Consider the following 17,677-nt stretch of genomic DNA (forward strand, 5'->3'; position numbering starts at 1 on the left):
CCCTGCGGCAGGCATGGCTTCACTGTGCCTGCCAGCCTCCCCCCAGAGCCTTGTACAGCGCGATACTCGCCTGCATGCGCGCCAGTCGTAATTGCACGTTCAGGTCCTGCGCTGCATACAGTGTGCGTTGAGTCTCCAGCACCGTCAGCAAATCCTCGGCACCTGCTTCATAGCGACTCTGGGCAATCTCAAAAGCCCTCTGCGCCTGGTCCAGCTCTTCACGCTGCCACTGCCGCTGCTCGTCGAGGCCGTGGATGCTGTTGAGGGCTTTTTCAACGTCGGCAAACCCGTTGATGATCGCGCCCCGGTAGAGTTGCAGGAGCTCATCCTGGCGGGCCAGGGTTTTGTCGCGCTCGGCCCCCAGGCGCCCGTTGTCGAAGATGGGCGCGGTGAGCCCGGCGGTGAGGTTGTAGAACGGGCTTCGCAGAATGTCTGACGCGGTGCTGGCGCCCGAGCCGATGCTGGCACCCAACAGGACGGTGGGCAACATGGCCGCACGGGCCACGACCACGTCGGCCTGGGCTGCGGCAAGTCGGGCCTCGGCGCTGGCAATGTCAGGGCGGCGGCTGAGCAGTTCACTGGGAATCCCGGCGGCGATGCCCGGCCAGTTGATGTGTTCGAAGCGTTGTTGCCCCAGGTCGAGCTGTTGCACCGGTACACCGAGCAGGGCCGCCAGGGTGATTACCGCCTCCTGCGCCTGTTGCTGCACCTGCGGCAATTGCCTTTGCTGTGCCGCCACCAGGCTCTTTTGCTGGGCCAGCTCCAGGGCGGTGGCCGAACCTGCGGTGTAGCGTGCCTGGACCAGGTCAAGCACGTTGCGCGCGTTGGCCAGGTTCAGCGCGGCGATACGGTTTTGCTCCTGGAGTGCCAACGCTTGCGTGTAGCTGTTGGCCACGCCGCTGAGCAGGGTCAGTTCTACGGTGGCTTGATCGAATTCGCTGGCACGCACCCCAAGTGTTGCGCTGTCACGCGCGGCGCGGCGGCCACCCCAGAAATCGACTTCGTAGCTGGCGGTGAGGCTCGCGTCAAAGCTGTCCACGGCCTTGTTGTCATCGTCGACATCCAGTTGGCTGTAGCCCTTGCCGCGCAGCAGTTTCTGGCGGCTGGCATTGACGCCGCCCACCACGGAGGGCAGCAGCGGTGCACCGGCGATCACGGCACTGGCTTGCGCCTGATGTACCCGGGCGATCGCGGCAGCCAGGTCGTAACTGCCAAGCTGGGCTTGGCTCACCAGCCGGTCGAGGGCCGGGCTGCCGAAGGTGCTCCACCATTTTCGGGTGTCCTGGCGTGGGGTGTCGGGGTTGGGTGACTGCCAGGCGGCGGGCGCATGCACACCACTGTCTACGGGAGGAGCCAGGTTGCTGCAGGCCGCCAGCATCAGGCTGACGGCGAGGAGGGACAATTGCGCTTTCATGGGGCGATCATTCACTGGTAAGGGCCGTGACCGGGTCAAGGCGAGCGGCTTTGCGGGCTGGCATAAAGCCGAAAACGACACCCGTCACCAACGCGCAGGCGAACGCGCCGAGGCCTGCCGGGAAGGAAAAAGCAACGGCGATATCGCTGAGGGTCAACACACCACCGATGAGCAAGGCCAAGACAATTCCGGTCACGCCGCCTACCAGTGAAAGCATCACGGCTTCAGTCAGGAACTGACGCAGGATGTCCCGCTGGCGGGCTCCGGTGGCCATGCGGATGCCGATTTCCCGGGTGCGTTCCCGTACGGTCATCAGCATGATGTTCATCACGCCGATGCCACCTACCAGCAGGGAGATGGCGGCAATCGCACCCAGCATCAGCGACAGGGTGTTCTGGGTACGGGCTTCGGCCTGAATCATCGCAGCGTTGTTGGTCAGTTCGTAATCGCGCTTGCCGTCATGCAGGTGCAGCATCAATTGGTCGATGGCCTGTTCAGCGTCTTTGACATTGCGCGCATCGGCGGCGGCGATCGCCACGTATTCGGGATTGCGGCTGCCGAACAGTCGGATGCTGGCGGCGGAATAGGGCACGGCAATCCGGTCGTCGCTGTCCTGGTCGCCAGAGCTTGCGCCCTTGCCGGCCAGTACGCCGACCACCTGGAAGGGCACGTTTTCAATCAGGATGTACTGGCCGATGGGGTCGGCAACGTCTTTGAGCAGGGTGTCCCGGACCTTCTTGCCGATCACCGCCACGGCCGAGGCTGCTTGTTCATCCGCTTCGGTAAAGTAGCTGCCTTCGACCACCGGCCAGTTGAAAATAGTCGGGAAGTTGGTGTCGTTGCCACCCACGTAGGCGGCGTGGTCAAGGTTGCCGAAACGTACCGTCGCCCGCGCGCCGTTGACGGGCATGATGCGTTGCACCTGCGGCAAGTCGGCAAGGGCAGCCACGTCATCCAGGGTGATGATGCCAGGCGGTGAGCGTGGGTTCGGCGTGTGGCCGCTGAGGTAAATAATGTTGGAGCCGAAGGCGCCCATCTGTGCCATGACTTGGCGCTTGCTGCCTTCACCCACGGCCAGCATCACCACCACTGACGCCACGCCGATAACGATCCCCAGCAACGTCAGCGCCGTGCGAAACCGGTTGATCCACATCACCCGCCAGGCTGCGCGGACCGCGTCCACCAGTTCACCTTTCCAGGCGCCGGTGTGCTCGCTGCCCAGGGCCAGGCGCTGGCGCAGGTCCACCGCCTGAAGGGCGCCTGTGGGGGCATCGGCAGCGGTGGCGTGTCGGGCGGTATCGCTGATGATCTGGCCGTCGCGGATTTCAATGATGCGCTTGGCGCGGGCGGCGACTTCCCGGTCGTGAGTAATGAGAATGACCACGTGCCCCTGGCCTGCCAGCTCATCCAGCAGGGCCATGACCTCCGCGCCGCTCTGGCTGTCCAGGGCGCCGGTGGGCTCGTCGGCGAGGATGATGTGCCCGCCGTTCATCAAGGCCCGTGCAATGGACACCCGTTGCTGTTGGCCGCCGGACAATTGATGGGGGCGGTTGCCGGTGCGGCTGGCCAGGCCCAGGCGGTCCAGCAGTGCAGCGGCACGGGCGTGACGCTCGGCTGCCGGCAGGCCGGCGTAGATGGCTGGCATCTCGACGTTTTCCTGGGCCGAGCCCGACGGGATCAGGTGATAGCCCTGGAATACAAAACCGAAAGCTTCCCTACGCAACCAGGCCAGCTCATCGCTGTCGAGTTGGGCGACGTTTTCGCCGGCGAACAGGTAGTCACCCTGACTGGGTCGGTCCAGGCAGCCAAGGATATTCATCAGGGTCGATTTGCCGGAGCCCGAGGTGCCGACAATCGCGACAAACTCGCCCGCATGAATCGACAGGTCAATGCCTCGCAGCACGTCGACCTTGGGGCTGTCGTCACCGCCGTAGGACTTGCGAATATCGCGCAGTTCGATCAGAGGCGTTTGCATTCAGCCGTCCTTGCCGTCGGACGTGCCGGTCAGCAGGTGATCGCCCTCGTTCAAGCCCTCCAGTACCTGAATGTGGCGCCGGTCGCTGATACCGGTGCGCACTTCGAGGCGTTTGATCGTGCCATTGGCCGCCACCACCTGGGCGATGTGCCGGTCTGGAGTGGGGCCGCTGCGCAGTGCTGCGATGGGCGCCGTGAGGGTGTTGTGGGCTGCACTGGCGACAAAAAATACCTGGGTGGTCATTTCGGCCATCAGCGCATGGTCGGTGTTTTCGACATCCAGCAACACCGTATAGAGCACCACCCGGCCGCTGCCGCTTTTGCTTGAACTGGCAGGGCTGCCGCCGCCCTGGCTGGTTTCGTTGAGAGGCTTTGGCGGGATCGGCAGGATCTGCCGCACCGTGCTGGTCCAGCGCCGTGCTCCACCACTCAAGGTGGTGAAGTAGGCGCTCATGCCGGGTTTGACGTGGCCGATATCGGCCTCCGACACCTCGGCCCAGACGGTCATGGGCGAAAGCTTGGCGATACGCATGATGAGCGGCGTCTGCTGCTGAGCGTTGAGGGTCTGGCCAACGCGAGCATCCACGGCCACCACTGTGCCCGACATCGGTGCGTAGATGCGGGTATAGCCCAGTTCGGCTTCGTCGCTGCGCAGGCTGGCCTGAGCCTGGCGGATCTGTGCCTGGAACATGTCAACACGCGCCTGGGTGGCGCTCAGTTCAGCCTTGGCGGTCTGGACGTCTTCCTCGCGCGTGGCGTTACTGGTCACCAGCCGTTGCTGGCGCTGATACTTCTGTCGCGCCAGTTCGTGCTGGGCCCGTTGCTCCTGCAACTGGGCCTGCAGGTTTTCAATTGCATAGCGACTCGCGTCCAGCTTGGCTTTTTGCGTGGACGGGTCGATCTCCACCAGCAGTTGGCCTTCCTTGACCTCGTCACCCGCCTCGACGTGGATCTTCTGGATCTGTCCGGACGCCTGGGCACCCACGTCTACATAGCGCCGGGGCTGAAGGGTGCCTAGCGCAGTCACACTGCTTTCGATATCACCCCGGGTCACGGTGACGGTCGTCAGGCGGTCCCGGCCCGGTGGCAGGACCTGCCAGGCAGCGACAGCAATAACAGGAATCAGGCACGCGACCACAAGCAGGGCGCGTCGGGCAGGTCGAGGGCGTTTCATGCTTAGGTTCCAGCCAGGAAAGATCGGGCCGCAGGTGCGGGAAGCTGTCAGGTAAACGAGAGAATTGGCCGAAGATTTAGGCCGTTACATATGTGGTTACAGCTCTTGTCGAAGAAAAAATGGCCTGTCGATGCAAGTCTTCTTTAAAACTAGATGAGAATTACTATAAATTACACGCGCCTCAAACTGCCATCATCGAGCAGCGTCACCGAAACGGCGGTTATCTTCGATTTCAAGGACCTAATGCCGCTCTCCAAGCGGTTGGGAGTCATGTTGGAAAACTACTATCGCGAGCTGGTGTGTTTCCTTAATGCCAGGCTGGGCAACCGTCAGGTGGCCGAAGATGTGGTGCATGACGCTTATGTGCGGGTGCTGGGGCGCGCCAGTGAGGTCCCGATCGAGCAGCCCCGGGCGTTTCTTTATCGCACGGCGCTCAACCTGGTGATTGATGGTCACCGGCGCAACGCCCTGCACCAGGATGAACCCCTCGAAGTACTCGACAGCGAAGAGCGTTTTTCGCTGTCCTCGCCCCACCACAGCCTGGATCACGGCCAGCGCCTGGAGATGCTCGAGCGCGCCCTGGCCGAACTGCCGCCGCTCTGCCGTGACAGCTTCCTGCTGCGTAAGCTCGAAGGCATGTCCCACCTGCAAATCGCCGAACGCCTGAGCATTTCCCGCGCGCTGGTGGAAAAACATATCGTCAATGCCATGAAGCATTGCCGGGCACGTATGCGTGAGTGGGATGCGCACTGATTCCAGCGGTAGCTAAATTTTTTTTCATTGTCCTCGTCTTCTATCAACACATGACCTGTTGCTGTGCCTTCAGGTCGCTGAGGCTTTCCCGCCCCCAACGCCACGGGGCTTATCCAGAGGACACTGGAATGACACAGGCAATTGCATCGCCCGCGGTTCACGACCTGATCGGTATCGGTTTCGGCCCTTCGAACCTGGCGCTGGCCATTGCCTTGCAAGAGCGCGAGAAAGCCCAGGGCAAGCTGGACGTGCTGTTTCTCGACAAGCAGGCTGACTACCGCTGGCACGGCAACACCCTGGTGGCCCAGAGTGAGTTGCAGATTTCCTTCCTCAAGGACTTGGTGACCCTGCGCAACCCCACCAGTCCGTATTCTTTCGTCAATTACCTGAAAGCCCACGGGCGCCTGGTAGATTTCATCAACCTGGGCACCTTCTATCCGTGCCGCATGGAGTATAACGACTACCTGCGCTGGGTCTCCGGGCAGTTCCAGGCGCAAAGCCGTTATGGCGAGGAAGTGCTGGCCATCGAGCCGATCCTGCATCAGCAGCAGGTTGAGGCGTTGCGGGTGATCTCACGGGATGCCCAGGGTGAGCAGCACGTACGTACGACCCGCTCGGTGGTGGTCAGCGCCGGTGGTACGCCGCGTATTCCGTCGTCGTTCAAGGCGCTCAAGGACGACGGGCGGGTGTTCCATCACTCCCAGTACCTGGCGCGCATGGCCCAGCAGCCGTGTGTCGACGGCAAACCGATGCGCATCGCGATTATCGGTGGCGGCCAGAGCGCGGCCGAGGCGTTTATCGACCTCAACGACAGTTTCCCTTCGGTGCAGGTGGACATGATCCTGCGCGGTTCGGCGCTAAAACCTGCCGATGACAGCCCGTTCGTCAACGAAGTGTTCTCGCCGGAGTTCACCGACCTGGTGTTCCAGCAGAACGGCAGTGAGCGCGAGCGCTTGGTCAACGAATACCACAACACCAACTATTCGGTGGTGGACCTGGACCTGATCGAGCGCATCTACGGGATTTTCTACCGCCAGAAAGTCTCCGGCATTGCCCGTCACGCGTTCCGTACCCTGACCACCGTGGAAAAAGCCACCGCCGGGCCGCTGGGTGTCGAGTTGGCATTGCGCAACAACGCCACCGGCGAGACCAGCCTCAACCATTACGACGCCGTGGTGCTGGCCACCGGTTACGAGCGCCAGATGCACCGCCAGTTGCTGGCACCGTTGGCGGAATACATGGGCGACTTCGAAGTCAGCCGCGACTACCGCATTGTCACTGACGAGCGCTGCCAGGCCGGCATCTATATGCAGGGTTTCAGCCAGGCCAGCCATGGCTTGAGCGACACCTTGCTGTCGATCCTGCCGATCCGTGCCGACGAGATTGCCGCGTCGCTGTACGAATACGATCGCAGCCGCGGCAAGGGCCGTTCGGTGCAGGATCTCTTGTTCGCGACCGCTAGCTGAGGACTGACCGCTGCCCATTGTAGGAGCGAGCTTGCTCGCGAAGGTCGTCAACGATGACGATGGAAACCTGATACCCCGCAGCGCTCTCAGGTTTTTCGCGAGCAAGCTCGCTCCTACAGACGGCACTTGAACCCCGGGGCTTGCTGCTGATACTGTACAAAAAACCAGTATCGGTAGAAGTCCCATGCAGTTGATCGAAAAACTCAGCATCCTTGCCGACGCCGCCAAGTACGACGCCTCCTGCGCCAGCAGCGGCGCGCCCAAGCGCAGCTCGGAAGGCAAGGCGGGGCTGGGTTCCACCGATGGCATGGGCATCTGCCACAGCTATACGCCCGACGGTCGCTGCGTCTCCTTGCTCAAGGTATTGCTGACCAACTTCTGTCTCTACGACTGCCAATACTGCGTCAACCGCCGTTCCAGCGACGTGCCCCGTGCACGCTTCAGCCCGGAAGAGGTGGTGACCCTGACCCTCGATTTCTACCGACGTAATTGCGTAAGCGGGCTGTTTCTCAGCTCCGGCATCATCCGTTCGGCCGACTACACCATGGAGCAGTTGGTGCGGGTCGCGAAACTCCTGCGCGAAGAGCATGACTTTCGCGGCTATATCCACCTCAAGACCATTCCCGAAGCCGACCCGGCGCTGATTGCCGAGGCGGGGCGGTATGCCGATCGCCTAAGCGTGAATATCGAGTTGCCGACAGACAAGAGCCTGCAAACCCTGGCGCCCGAGAAGCAGATCGTCTCGATCAAGCAGGCGATGCAAACCATCTACACCGGTGAACAGACCGTGCTTAACGAACCCCGCGCGCCGCGTTTCGCGCCGGCCGGGCAAAGCACGCAGATGATCGTCGGTGCCGATGACACCGACGACAGCACCATCCTCCACAGTGCCGAGGCGTTGTACGGCAATTTCAAATTGCGCCGGGTGTATTACTCGGCATTCAGCCCGATTCCCAACAGCCCGAAAAGCGTGCCCCTGGCCGCGCCGCCGCTGATGCGCGAGCACCGCTTGTACCAGGCGGATTTCCTGTTGCGCAGCTATGGGTTCAGCGCCAATGAACTGTTTGAAGGGCCGGGCGACCTGGCCCTGGATATCGACCCCAAGCTGGCCTGGGCGCTGGAGCACCGCGAGGTATTTCCGCTGGATTTGAACCGCGCCGAGCCTACGCTTATTGCGCGCATTCCCGGAATTGGCCTGCGCACCACCCAGCGGCTGGTGGACCTGCGTCGCCAGCGCAAGATCCGCTTCGAGGACCTGGCGCGCATGCGTTGCGTGCTGGCCAAGGCCAAGCCGTTTTTCATCACCAGTGACTACCATCCGCAACAGGCGGAAAGCACCAGCGTGCTGCTGCGCGAACAACTGCGCGACCGTCCGCAGCCGCAGCAAATGGGGCTGTGGGGATGATCAGCCTGGAATGCGACAACCTGTTCAGCACCTGGCGCGAGCAGGCGCGCTGGTTGCTCAGCCATCAGATTGACCCCAGCCACGTGAGTTGGGGCGTGGCCGAGGTGGCGGACCTGTTTGCCACCGACGAGCAGTACCCGGCGGAGTGCGGGCCGTACCAGGCGCGGATTCCCAAGGCGCTGCTGGAGCTGCTGGAGTCTGCCGCGTGTTATCACGGTGAACAGCGCTGGAGCCTGTTGTACGAGGTGTTGTGGCGCGTCAGCCATGGGGACCGCACGGCGATGATGTCCGGGGACAAACTGGGCAGCGAGTTGCAACGACGGATCAAGCAGGTGCAGCGCGAGGCACATCACCTGCATGCGTTTGTGCGGTTTATCGCGTTGCCGGCAGAGGCGGGGCCGGAGTTGCCCGAGTACGTGGCTTGGCATGAGCCGGCCCACGACATCTTGAAGGTTGCCAGCCAGCATTTCGTCGGGCGCATGGGGCGTCATCGCTGGATGATCGCCACGCCGCTGGACGGGGTTTATTACGACGGGGAGCAGTTGATTCATCGGCGGCAATGCCCGGTGGAGTGGCAGGCGTTGGCACAGAATGTCGAGGATCCCCACAGTGCGATGTGGCTGACGTACTACAGCCATATCTTTAACCCGGCGCGGTTGAATCCCAAGGTGATGGAAGGGCATTTGCCGAGTCGGTTCTGGAAGAATCTGCCGGAGGGCAAGTTGATTCCGGGGTTGATCAGCGAGGCGCGTACGGGCAAGCAGCGGGATGGGCAGGCGAAGATGATCGGGGCGCGTCCAGGCAAGCGGATTTCAAGCGGGCACGGTTAAAGGTGGGAGCGGGCTTGCTCGCGAATGCGGTGTGTCAGCAGCACATCCAGCGACTGATACACCGCATTCGCGAGCAAGCCCGCTCCCACATTTGATCTCTATTGCCTGGAGGGGCGGGTTCAGGCCAGTTCGGTCGCGGTGTTTTTTACGACCGCCAATTCCGGATGCGCCACCAACTTATCAATGTGCAATTCATCATTGTTGAGCCAGGTTTCCGTCAACACCCTGTAGTGCTCCATGTCCCGGCAGCGCATGCGCAGGCTGTAGTCGAATGGTCCGCTGATCAACTGGCACTCGAACACTTGCGGGCAGGCTTTTACGCACGCTTCGAACGCCTTCTGCGCCGAGCGCCCGCTCTGGTTGGAGAGGGCCACCAATACCAGCAGTGACAGCCCCGGCGAAACCATCTGCACGTCGATGATCGCCCCATAACCCCGGATGACCCCGCGTCGCTCCAGCTTGCGCACCCGTTCCAGGCACGGCCTGGGTGTCAGGTGCACCAGCGACGAGAGTTTTTCGTAGGTGATGCGTCCCTGGTGCCGTAACACGTCGATGATGGCCTCATCGATGCGGTCCAGCACAGGTGAGGCGTTCGGTCCGGTGGCCTTGGTATCCATGGTGTGTGGTGTTCACTTCAATCGGTTGGAAAGAAATTGCTGCAAGCGTTCGCTGTTCGGCTGGTCGAGGATTTCGGCTCCGCCTTGTTCCTCGACGCGGCCCTGGTGCAGGAACAGCACTTGGCTGGACACCTGGCGGGCAAAGCCCATTTCGTGGGTGACCATGAGCATGGTACGACCTTCCTCCGCCAACGTCTGTATGACTTTAAGGACTTCTCCTACAAGTTCGGGGTCGAGGGCCGAGGTGGGTTCGTCGAACAGAATAATCTCCGGTTCCATCGCCAGGGCCCGGGCGATGGCCACGCGCTGTTGCTGGCCACCGGAGAGGAAGGCCGGATATTGATCCGCCACCCGGCCCGGCAGGCCGACCTTATCGAGGTACAGGCGGGCGCGTTTTTCCGCCTCGGCGGCGCTTACGCCGAGCACCCGGCGCGGGGCCATGGTGATGTTTTCCAGCACGGTCATGTGGCTCCACAGGTTGAAGTGCTGGAACACCATGGCCAGGCGGGTGCGCAGGTTCTGCAATTGCGCCTGGTGCGGCGCGCGGGTGCCGGCGCGGCCTGGCTGCATTTCGATGCTGATGCCGTCGAGGGTGATGACCCCGGCGTCCGGCTGCTCGAGGAAGTTGATGCAGCGCAGCATCGTGCTTTTGCCTGAGCCGCTGGCGCCGATCAGGCTGATCACGTCGCCGTTGCGTGCGTTCAGCGAGACGCCCTTGAGCACCTCATGTTCGCCATAGCGTTTGTGCAGGCCTTCGACCTGGAGTTTGACGTTGGCGTTTTCTGCCACGGCCACCGGTTGGGTAGCGGGGCGTACATCGGTGGGATAAGTGGCCAGGGCCTGCGCGGACTGATTCATGGGTTAGCCTCGGGTAGGAACAAGAAAACGCATCCAGCGACGTTCGGCCAGTCGAAACAGGCCCACCAGTGCAAAGGACAGCAGCATGTACAACAGGGCCGCGATGCCGAAGGCCTGGAACGTCAGGAACGTCTCGGCGTTGGCATCGCGGGCCACCTTGAGGATGTCGGCGATGGTGGCGGTAAACGCCAGGGAGGTAGCGTGCAGCATCAGGATCATTTCGTTGCTGTAGGCCGGCAGTGCACGGCGCAGTGCGGCGGGCACCACCACAAACAGATTCAGGCGCCAGCCGTGCAGGCCGTAGGCCTTGGCAGCTTCGATCTCGCCGTGGGGAATGTTGCGAATCGCCCCGGCAAAGATTTCCACGGTATAGGCGCAGGTGTTCAGCACAAACGCCAGCAGCGTGCAGTTCAGCGCATTGCGGAAAAACTGGTTGAGCAGGGCGTTGTCCTGCACCACGTCCAGGCCATAGAGGCCGGTGTAGCAAATCAGCAACTGGATATACAGCGGCGTGCCACGAAACAGGTAGGTGTAGACCTCCACCGGCCAGCGAACCCAGAAGTGCTCCGAGACCCGCGCGATCGCCAGCGGGATCGACAGGAAGAAGCCCAGCACCACCGAAATAATGAACAGCCACAGGGTCATGGCCACCCCGGAAAAGCCGTTGCCGTCGGTGAACAGGTAGGCCAGGCCGTATTGCTGGATCAATTCGATCATCGCGCCATCCCCTTGATGCCCACGTTGTAGCGCCGTTCCAGGCGTTTGAAGATGCGGTTGGAGAGGGTGGTAATCACCAGGTACACCAGGCCCGCGAGGATCAGGAAATACAGCGGGTCATTGGTGGTCTTGCCGGCGTTTTGCGCGGCCTTGACCAGGTCCGAGAGGCCGATGATCGACACCAGCGCCGTGGACTTGAGCAGCACCAGCCAGTTATTGCCCAGGCCCGGCAGGGCAAAGCGCATCAGTTGTGGGAACAGCACCAGGCGAAAGCGCTGCCAGCGGCTCAGGCCGTAGGCGGTAGCGGCTTCGAGTTGGCCGGCGGGCACGCTGAGAATCGCCCCGCGAAAGTTCTCGGTGAAATACGCACCGTAGATAAACCCGAGGGTGATGACACCGGCGGTGAACGGGTCGATTTCGAAGTAAGCCCAGCCGAGCATTTCACTCAGATCGTTGAGCCACAGTTGCAGGCTGTAGAAAATCAGCAGGATCAGCACCAGGTCCGGCACGCTGCGAATCAGCGTGGTGTAAAGCGTGGCCGGAACCCGCAGCAGCTTGACGCTGGAGAGTTTGGCAGCCGCGGCGATCAGTCCCAGGGACAGGCTCAGCAGCAGCGCCAGGAACGCCAGCTTGACCGTCATCCAGGCACCCTGAGCCAGCAACGGGCCGAAGCCTTGCAAGTTGAGGAATTCATTCATGGAGGAGGAGATCTCTCATAGGTAGGAGCGAGCGTGCTCGCGAAAAACTCAAAGGCCCCGCGTTTACTCTGGGTTCACGCGTTATCGTTGACGATTTTCGCGAGCAAGCTCGCTCCTACAGGGGATTTTTGCCAGGCTTGGGCATCACTCGTTGTAGATATCCTGATCGCCGAAGTATTTCTTCTGGATCTGTGTGTAGGTGCCATCGGCCTGGACGGCGGCGATGCCCTTGTTGATCAGCTCCACCAACTCCTTGTCGTTCTTGCGCAGGCCCATGGCGATGTCGAGCGGCAGGGTCGGGTCCTTGAAGGCCGGGCCGGTCTTGAAGTCGGCGCCTTCAGGCTTGGACAGGAAGTTGAGCTGGGCTTCGAGCTTGTCGGTCAGGGTGGCGTCCAGGCGACCGTTTTGCAGGTCGGCGTAGTTCTGCTCCTGGGACTGGTAAGCCTTGATCTGCGCGCCCAGCTTGGCCAGGTGTGCACGGGCGTAGGCTTCTTGCAGCGAGCCTTGCAGCACGCCGACCTGTTTGCCTTTCAGGGATTCGGGGGTGTCGCCGAAGTCGGCGCTTTTGCGGGTGATCACCGAGGTCGGGCTGAGGAACAGGCGGTCGCTGAAGTCGATGACTTTCTGGCGGGCCGGGGTGACGGCCATGGAGGACATGATGGCGTCGAACTTGCGGGCGCGCAGGGCCGGGATCATGCCGTCGAATTCGTTGTGGACCCACACGCATTTGACTTCAAGCTTGGCGCAGATGGCGTTGCCCAGGTCGATGTCGAAACCTTGCAGGCTGCCATCGGCGGCGACTGATTCAAACGGTGGGTATTCGGGGAAGACCCCAAAGCGGATTTCTTTCCATTCCTGAGCCTGGGCAGCAGTTGCGGCCAATGGCAGGAGCAGCGCAGCGAAAAGTGATCGGAGCGGAGTCATGTGTATTCCCTATATTTTGTAATTGATGTCAGGGCAGTAGAAAACTGAACGCTAAGGTGAAGAGGCTTTTTGTGGCGAGGGAGGTTGATCCCGCTGAGTTGCGTAGCGGCCTCAAACTCCTGGGAGCGCTACGCACTCCAGCGGGAGCAAGCTCCCTCGCCACATTGGGCTGCCTCACCACATTGGGCTGTTTGTTGTCAGAGAGAATGCTTCAAGATGGTGCGTTTTTTGTGTCGTTTACCCCTGCCGCGGCGCGCGGAATGTGCTGTTAAAACGCGAGCTACAGCGGAAACGGCTGTCGCACCCGCTAAATCGGCTTGCCGGTTGGGTTTTTCCGGCCTGCTGCTCACGCAAAACAGCAGGCCAGAGCGGTTTCAGGCGCGCTTTTTCTGCTGTGCGGCCGGTGCTTGTGCCAGGCGGGCAAACAGGTCCTTGGGGTCGGCCAGGTCCGGTACCAGTTCCAGTTCGCTGCCCACGTCCAGCGCCTTGGCCACGTCCAGCACGTAACGCAGGGCGGAGTAGTCTTCGATGGCAAAACCCACCGAGTCGAACAGGGTGACCTGGCGCGCATTTTCACGGCCCGGGGCCTGGCCGTTGATCACTTGCCACAGCTCGGTGACCGGCGAATCTTCCGGCATGTGCTGGATTTCGCCTTCGATGCGGCTTTGGGGTTCGTACTCGACGATCACGCGGGCACGTTCGACGATTCGTCGGTCCAGCTCGGTCTTGCCCGGGCAGTCGCCGCCGACGGCATTAAGGTGCATGCCCGGCTCGATCATCTCGTCCGTGAGGATGGTGGCGTAGGCCTTGTCGGCGGTGACGGTGGTGACAATGTCGGCACCTTTCACGGCTTCGGCCACGCTGCCTGCCAGGATCACTTTGATCGCCGGGAAGGCTTTCAGGTTGGCCGCCAGTTTGGCGGTAGCCTTGGCATCGATGTCGAACAGGCGGATTTCAGTGATGCCCAACATCGCGTGGAAGGCCAGGGCCTGGAACTCGCTCTGGGAGCCATTGCCGATCAACGCCATGCTGCGGCTGTTGTCCCGCGCCAGGTAGCGCGCTACCAGGGCCGAGGTGGCGGCGGTGCGGATCGCGGTGGTCAGGGTCATTTCCGCCAGCAGGACCGGTTTGCCGGTGTCCACATCGCCGAGTGCGCCGAAGGCCATGACGGTGAGCATGCCGCTCTGGGTGTTTTTCGGGTGGCCGTTGACGTATTTGAAGGCGTACAGCGAGGCGTCGGACACCGGCATCAACTCGATCACGCCCTCGGGCGAATGGTTGGCCAGGCGTGCGCATTTTTCAAAGTCCTGCCAGCGCAGGTAGTCGGCGCGGATGTACTCGGCCATCTCGGTGATGCAGGTTTGCAGGCCTTTTTGCGAAACCAGGTAGCTCAAGTCGTTGACGTCGATATAGCGGGTCATGGGAAGACTCCTTATTGAAATGAGGGGCGGGTGGGCAGATGCACTTCCGCCAACATGCAGCGGGCACTGCCGCCGCCGATGCGTTCGATGTTGTCGATGTTCACCACCACCGGGCGGGTGTGGCGTTCCACATGCTGGCGCTGGGCCGGCTTGAGCGAGCCCCAGGCGCTGGCCGACATCACCAGCAGCGGCTGACCGTTGCGGTCATGGATTTCCAGCATGTTGCCGGCGAAGGCTTCCAGTTGGTCGAAGTCCAGGGCGACGATGTCTTTGCCGGTGTCCCGCAGGGAGCGTTCCAGGGCCTGGCGCTCGTGGTCGTCGGGCAGGGCTTGCAGGCACACCACGGAAAGGTCGCGGCCGACGCTCATCATCACGTTGCTGTGGTAGATCGGCGCGTGGTGGCGGTCGACGGCGTGGAATACGCAGAGTTGGTAGTCGAGGCGTTCGGCGAACTGGCGCAGGGCGTCCTGATGGGTACGCCCGGAATGGCAGGCGTAGCTGATGCGGTGCTGGCGGTCGAGGACCATGCTGCCGGTGCCTTCCAGGAACATGTTCTGTTGTTCAAGGTGGCTGAAGTCGATGGTGTTGTGGATCGCGAAGCGCTGCTCCAGTACTTGCAGCACGCCTTTGTCGCGCTCCAGTCGTCGGTTCTGGCCTTCCATCGGGTACAGCACCAGGCTGCCGTCGGCGTGGCTGCTCCACCAGTTGTTGGGGAAGATCGAATCCGGGGTGTGGGGAGCGGGGGTGTCTTGTACCACCAGCACTTCCACGCCGTGGTGGCGCAGGGTATCGACGTAGCCGTCGAACTCTTCCAGCGCTTTCTGCTGTGCAGCCAATGGGTCGAGAGGCACGCGCTGGAAGCGGTTGTTGATCGCGGTGTCCGGGTTAAAGGCGAAGTGCGCCGGGCGGATCATCAGGACGGTGTTGGTGGTTTGCATGGGTGCACGGGTCCATGGGGTTGGGCAGTGAAGCTATTTTGTGCGGTGTGAAGGAAGAATCCCGGCTGAAGTGAGGGGGTGGCTCAGCCGGGAAAGCTGAAAAGTGGGGTGGGGCAGCCGAATCGGCTGTGGAGGTGAGTGAAGATCGAAATGTGGGCTTGCTCGCGAAAGCGGTGGGTCAGTTAATAAATTCGGTGGCTGATACACCGCCTTCGCGAGCAAGCCCGCTCCCACATTGGTATTGTGTTGCCTGAGGTATTTTTGTCTGGATGGAGAAACCATGCCCACTGAAGTTCGTCTCGCCCAAACCACCGATGCCGAGGGCATCAGCCAGGTCATTCTGGCGGCCCTGCATGACAGCAATGCCCGGGATTATCCGGCTGATGTGATTGCGCGGGTGGCGAGCAACTTTACTCCCGAGGCTGTCGTGGCATTGCTCGCGCGTCGAACAGTGTTGGTAGCCATTCAGGACGACGTGATCGTTGCCACGGCGGCGCTTGATGCCAACGTGGTGCGCTCGGTGTTTGTCAATCCGGCGCTGCAAGGGCAGGGCATCGGGCGTTTGCTGATGATTGAAATCGAGCTGCGGGCGCGGGAGGCCGGGGTGACGACGCTGAATGTGCCGTCTTCGCTGACGGCCGAGCCGTTCTATACCAAGCTGGGGTTTCATACGGTGCGCGATGTTTACCATGGTAATGAACGCACGCTGGTGATGGAGAAGTCGCTGTCATCGCGCCATCCCATTGGCGCCTATCGCGACCGGCCGCATCGGGCGCAGGTGGTAGCGCTGTGGCAGGCGGCGTTTGGTTATGACGCGGCGCACAACCTGCCGGGCCTGGCGATCGATAAGAAGCTGGCGGTCAACGATGGGTTGTTTTTTGTGGCCACTGACAAGAAAGCGGTGATCGGCACCATTCTCGCCGGCTACGACGGGCATCGTGGCTGGCTGTATTCGGTGGCGGTGCATAACGATTATCGCCGTCAGGGCCTGGGCGCTTCGCTGGTGCGGCATGCGGAACAGGCGTTGACTGCGTTGGGCTGCATGAAGATCAACCTGCAGATCACCAGCGGCAATGATGCGGTGATGGGGTTTTATGAGGCGTTGGGTTATGGCGCCGAGCCGCGGATCAGCATGGGCAAGAAGATCCTGGAAAACATCCCGACGGATAAAGCCTGAACTTCGGTTTTCCAAACACTGAAATCAAATGTGGGAGCGGGCTTGCTCGCGAATGCGGAGTATCAGTCAATAAATCTGTCGACTGACACTCCGCTTTCGCGAGCAAGCCCGCTCCCACATTTTGGTTTTGCAGTGTTGCTTAGACCTTGACGATCCAGCCCTCAGGCGCTTCTACGTCGCCGGACTGTACGCCAGTCAGCTCTTTGTAGAGCTTCTGGGTGACCGGGCCGACTTCTTTTTCGCTGTAGAACACGTGCAGCTGGTCTTTGTACTCGATGCCGCCGATCGGGGTGATCACGGCTGCGGTGCCGCAGGCGCCGGCTTCCTTGAAGTCCGACAGCTTGTCGATCAGCACGTCGCCTTCAACCACTTCCAGGCCCAGGCGGGATTTGGCGAGCTCGATCAGCGACAGGCGGGTGATGCCTGGCAACACCGACGGCGACTTCGGGGTGACGAACTTGTTGTCGTGGGTGATCCCGAAGAAGTTGGCCGAGCCGACTTCTTCGATTTTCGAGTGGGTGGCCGGGTCGAGGTAAATGCAGTCGGCGAAGTTGGCTTTTTTCGCCAGGGAACCGGGCATCAGGCTGGCGGCGTAGTTGCCACCGACCTTGGCTGCGCCGGTGCCGTTCGGCGCGGCACGGTCGTAACCGGAGATCAGGAAGTTGTGCGGGGTCAGGCCGCCCTTGAAGTAGGCGCCCACCGGGATGCAGAAGATCGAGAAGATGAATTCCGGTGCGGTGCGCACGCCGATGTTGTCACCGGTGCCGATCACGAACGGGCGCAGGTACAGCGCGCCGCCGGTGCCGTAGGGCGGGATGAACCGCTCGTTGGCGCGGACCACTTCCTTGCAGGCTTCGATGAAGGCGTCGGTCGGCACTTGTGGCATCAGCAGGCGACCACAGCTGCGCTGCATGCGCGCGGCGTTCTGGTCCGGACGGAACAGGTTGATCGAACCGTCCTTGCAGCGGTAGGCCTTGAGGCCTTCAAAGCATTGCTGGCCGTAGTGCAGGGCGGTGGAGCCCTCGCTGATGTGCAGCACGTTGTCGTCGGTCAGGGTGCCTTCTTGCCAGGCGCCGTCCTTCCAGGTCTGGAGGAAACGCTTGTCGGTCTTGATGTAGTCAAAACCCAGCTTGTCCCAATTGATGCTTTCGTTACCCATGACACCCTCTATCTTTTGTCAACCGCCTGGTCGAAGGCAGGCTTATGGTTTATTTCTGGATGGGCGCAACAATACTTCATTCCCCGGTGCGTTCGCACCCCCTGTAGGAGCGAGCTTGCCCGCGAAGGTCGTGAACGATGACGCTGGAAACC

The 17,677-nt window shown here is 61.7% G+C and carries 16 protein-coding genes; 5 read left to right on the plus strand and 11 right to left on the minus strand.

What is annotated here, in order from left to right:
- Positions 1-19 precede the first annotated feature (19 nt).
- The 3 genes from HBJ59_RS06685 to HBJ59_RS06695 are packed head-to-tail and all read right to left on the minus strand — an operon-like array spanning position 20 to position 4,562.
- Positions 20-1,414, minus strand: coding sequence for an efflux transporter outer membrane subunit (locus HBJ59_RS06685; protein ID WP_076014282.1), 1,395 nt, complete (start codon positions 1,412-1,414; stop codon positions 20-22).
- A gap of 7 nt (positions 1,415-1,421) precedes the next feature.
- Positions 1,422-3,389 carry a MacB family efflux pump subunit gene (locus HBJ59_RS06690; protein WP_167663059.1) on the minus strand — a complete coding sequence of 656 codons (1,968 nt, stop codon included), beginning with the start codon at positions 3,387-3,389 and terminating at the stop codon, positions 1,422-1,424.
- Positions 3,390-4,562: an efflux RND transporter periplasmic adaptor subunit gene (locus HBJ59_RS06695; RefSeq protein WP_076014280.1), complete on the minus strand. Its 1,173-nt coding sequence runs from the start codon at positions 4,560-4,562 to the stop codon at positions 3,390-3,392.
- Positions 4,563-4,832: 270 nt separating this feature from the next.
- Between HBJ59_RS06695 and HBJ59_RS06700 the strand changes: the two genes are divergently transcribed.
- From HBJ59_RS06700 to HBJ59_RS06715, 4 genes are all read left to right on the plus strand, one after another.
- On the plus strand, positions 4,833-5,315 hold the full coding sequence (locus HBJ59_RS06700) for a sigma-70 family RNA polymerase sigma factor (protein ID WP_167663060.1): 483 nt from the start codon (positions 4,833-4,835) through the stop codon (positions 5,313-5,315).
- Positions 5,316-5,443: 128 nt separating this feature from the next.
- Positions 5,444-6,781 (plus strand): lysine N(6)-hydroxylase/L-ornithine N(5)-oxygenase family protein, encoded by a 1,338-nt coding sequence (locus HBJ59_RS06705; protein ID WP_167663061.1) that lies wholly within the window; start codon positions 5,444-5,446, stop codon positions 6,779-6,781.
- A gap of 184 nt (positions 6,782-6,965) precedes the next feature.
- Positions 6,966-8,186 (plus strand): putative DNA modification/repair radical SAM protein, encoded by a 1,221-nt coding sequence (locus HBJ59_RS06710; RefSeq protein WP_017476886.1) that lies wholly within the window; start codon positions 6,966-6,968, stop codon positions 8,184-8,186.
- The gene (locus HBJ59_RS06715; protein ID WP_167663062.1) at positions 8,183-9,016 is read left to right on the plus strand and encodes a TIGR03915 family putative DNA repair protein; all 834 of its coding nucleotides are present in this window, start codon (positions 8,183-8,185) and stop codon (positions 9,014-9,016) included. The genes HBJ59_RS06710 and HBJ59_RS06715 overlap by 4 nt, the downstream gene beginning before the upstream one ends.
- A 119-nt stretch (positions 9,017-9,135) precedes the next feature.
- On the opposite strand, the gene HBJ59_RS06720 is transcribed toward HBJ59_RS06715, so the two are convergent.
- From HBJ59_RS06720 to ctlX, 7 genes are all read right to left on the minus strand, one after another.
- Positions 9,136-9,633: an Lrp/AsnC family transcriptional regulator gene (locus HBJ59_RS06720; RefSeq protein WP_003208571.1), complete on the minus strand. Its 498-nt coding sequence runs from the start codon at positions 9,631-9,633 to the stop codon at positions 9,136-9,138.
- 12 nt (positions 9,634-9,645) lie between these two features.
- On the minus strand, positions 9,646-10,491 hold the full coding sequence (locus HBJ59_RS06725) for an ABC transporter ATP-binding protein (protein ID WP_218585698.1): 846 nt from the start codon (positions 10,489-10,491) through the stop codon (positions 9,646-9,648).
- Positions 10,492-10,494: 3 nt separating this feature from the next.
- Entirely contained in the window at positions 10,495-11,208 is a 714-nt protein-coding gene (locus HBJ59_RS06730; protein WP_167663063.1) for an ABC transporter permease, read from the minus strand.
- Entirely contained in the window at positions 11,205-11,906 is a 702-nt protein-coding gene (locus HBJ59_RS06735; protein ID WP_076014275.1) for an ABC transporter permease, read from the minus strand. Before HBJ59_RS06735 ends, HBJ59_RS06730 begins: the two co-directional genes overlap by 4 nt.
- 144 nt (positions 11,907-12,050) lie before the next feature.
- Complete coding sequence (locus HBJ59_RS06740) at positions 12,051-12,830, minus strand: ABC transporter substrate-binding protein (RefSeq protein ID WP_167663064.1); 780 nt, start codon at positions 12,828-12,830, stop codon at positions 12,051-12,053.
- A 374-nt stretch (positions 12,831-13,204) separates the two neighbouring features.
- Complete coding sequence (locus HBJ59_RS06745) at positions 13,205-14,251, minus strand: ornithine cyclodeaminase (RefSeq protein ID WP_076014273.1); 1,047 nt, start codon at positions 14,249-14,251, stop codon at positions 13,205-13,207.
- A gap of 11 nt (positions 14,252-14,262) precedes the next feature.
- Positions 14,263-15,189, minus strand: a complete 927-nt coding sequence (gene ctlX, locus HBJ59_RS06750; protein ID WP_167663065.1) for a citrulline utilization hydrolase CtlX — start codon at positions 15,187-15,189, stop codon at positions 14,263-14,265.
- A gap of 280 nt (positions 15,190-15,469) precedes the next feature.
- Between ctlX and HBJ59_RS06755 the strand changes: the two genes are divergently transcribed.
- Positions 15,470-16,366, plus strand: a complete 897-nt coding sequence (locus HBJ59_RS06755) for a GNAT family acetyltransferase (RefSeq protein WP_167663066.1) — start codon at positions 15,470-15,472, stop codon at positions 16,364-16,366.
- A 139-nt stretch (positions 16,367-16,505) separates the two neighbouring features.
- On the opposite strand, the gene HBJ59_RS06760 is transcribed toward HBJ59_RS06755, so the two are convergent.
- Positions 16,506-17,525, minus strand: a complete 1,020-nt coding sequence (locus tag HBJ59_RS06760) for a branched-chain amino acid aminotransferase (protein WP_167663067.1) — start codon at positions 17,523-17,525, stop codon at positions 16,506-16,508.
- Positions 17,526-17,677: the final 152 nt, after the last annotated feature.

Source organism: Pseudomonas sp. AN3A02 (assembly GCF_011765255.1).
Taxonomy (GTDB): domain Bacteria; phylum Pseudomonadota; class Gammaproteobacteria; order Pseudomonadales; family Pseudomonadaceae; genus Aquipseudomonas.

Bases quoted from the DNA above. Each gene is read 5' to 3' on its own strand.
- HBJ59_RS06685 (WP_076014282.1), bottom strand. From the start codon at position 1,414: ATGAAAGCGCAATTGTCCCTCCTCGCCGTCAGCCTGATGCTGGCGGCC.
- HBJ59_RS06690 (WP_167663059.1), bottom strand. From the start codon at position 3,389: ATGCAAACGCCTCTGATCGAACTGCGCGATATTCGCAAGTCCTACGGC.
- HBJ59_RS06695 (WP_076014280.1), bottom strand. From the start codon at position 4,562: ATGAAACGCCCTCGACCTGCCCGACGCGCCCTGCTTGTGGTCGCGTGC.
- HBJ59_RS06700 (WP_167663060.1), top strand. From the start codon at position 4,833: ATGTTGGAAAACTACTATCGCGAGCTGGTGTGTTTCCTTAATGCCAGG.
- HBJ59_RS06705 (WP_167663061.1), top strand. From the start codon at position 5,444: ATGACACAGGCAATTGCATCGCCCGCGGTTCACGACCTGATCGGTATC.
- HBJ59_RS06710 (WP_017476886.1), top strand. From the start codon at position 6,966: ATGCAGTTGATCGAAAAACTCAGCATCCTTGCCGACGCCGCCAAGTAC.
- HBJ59_RS06715 (WP_167663062.1), top strand. From the start codon at position 8,183: ATGATCAGCCTGGAATGCGACAACCTGTTCAGCACCTGGCGCGAGCAG.
- HBJ59_RS06720 (WP_003208571.1), bottom strand. From the start codon at position 9,633: ATGGATACCAAGGCCACCGGACCGAACGCCTCACCTGTGCTGGACCGC.
- HBJ59_RS06725 (WP_218585698.1), bottom strand. From the start codon at position 10,491: ATGAATCAGTCCGCGCAGGCCCTGGCCACTTATCCCACCGATGTACGC.
- HBJ59_RS06730 (WP_167663063.1), bottom strand. From the start codon at position 11,208: ATGATCGAATTGATCCAGCAATACGGCCTGGCCTACCTGTTCACCGAC.
- HBJ59_RS06735 (WP_076014275.1), bottom strand. From the start codon at position 11,906: ATGAATGAATTCCTCAACTTGCAAGGCTTCGGCCCGTTGCTGGCTCAG.
- HBJ59_RS06740 (WP_167663064.1), bottom strand. From the start codon at position 12,830: ATGACTCCGCTCCGATCACTTTTCGCTGCGCTGCTCCTGCCATTGGCC.
- HBJ59_RS06745 (WP_076014273.1), bottom strand. From the start codon at position 14,251: ATGACCCGCTATATCGACGTCAACGACTTGAGCTACCTGGTTTCGCAA.
- ctlX (WP_167663065.1), bottom strand. From the start codon at position 15,189: ATGCAAACCACCAACACCGTCCTGATGATCCGCCCGGCGCACTTCGCC.
- HBJ59_RS06755 (WP_167663066.1), top strand. From the start codon at position 15,470: ATGCCCACTGAAGTTCGTCTCGCCCAAACCACCGATGCCGAGGGCATC.
- HBJ59_RS06760 (WP_167663067.1), bottom strand. From the start codon at position 17,525: ATGGGTAACGAAAGCATCAATTGGGACAAGCTGGGTTTTGACTACATC.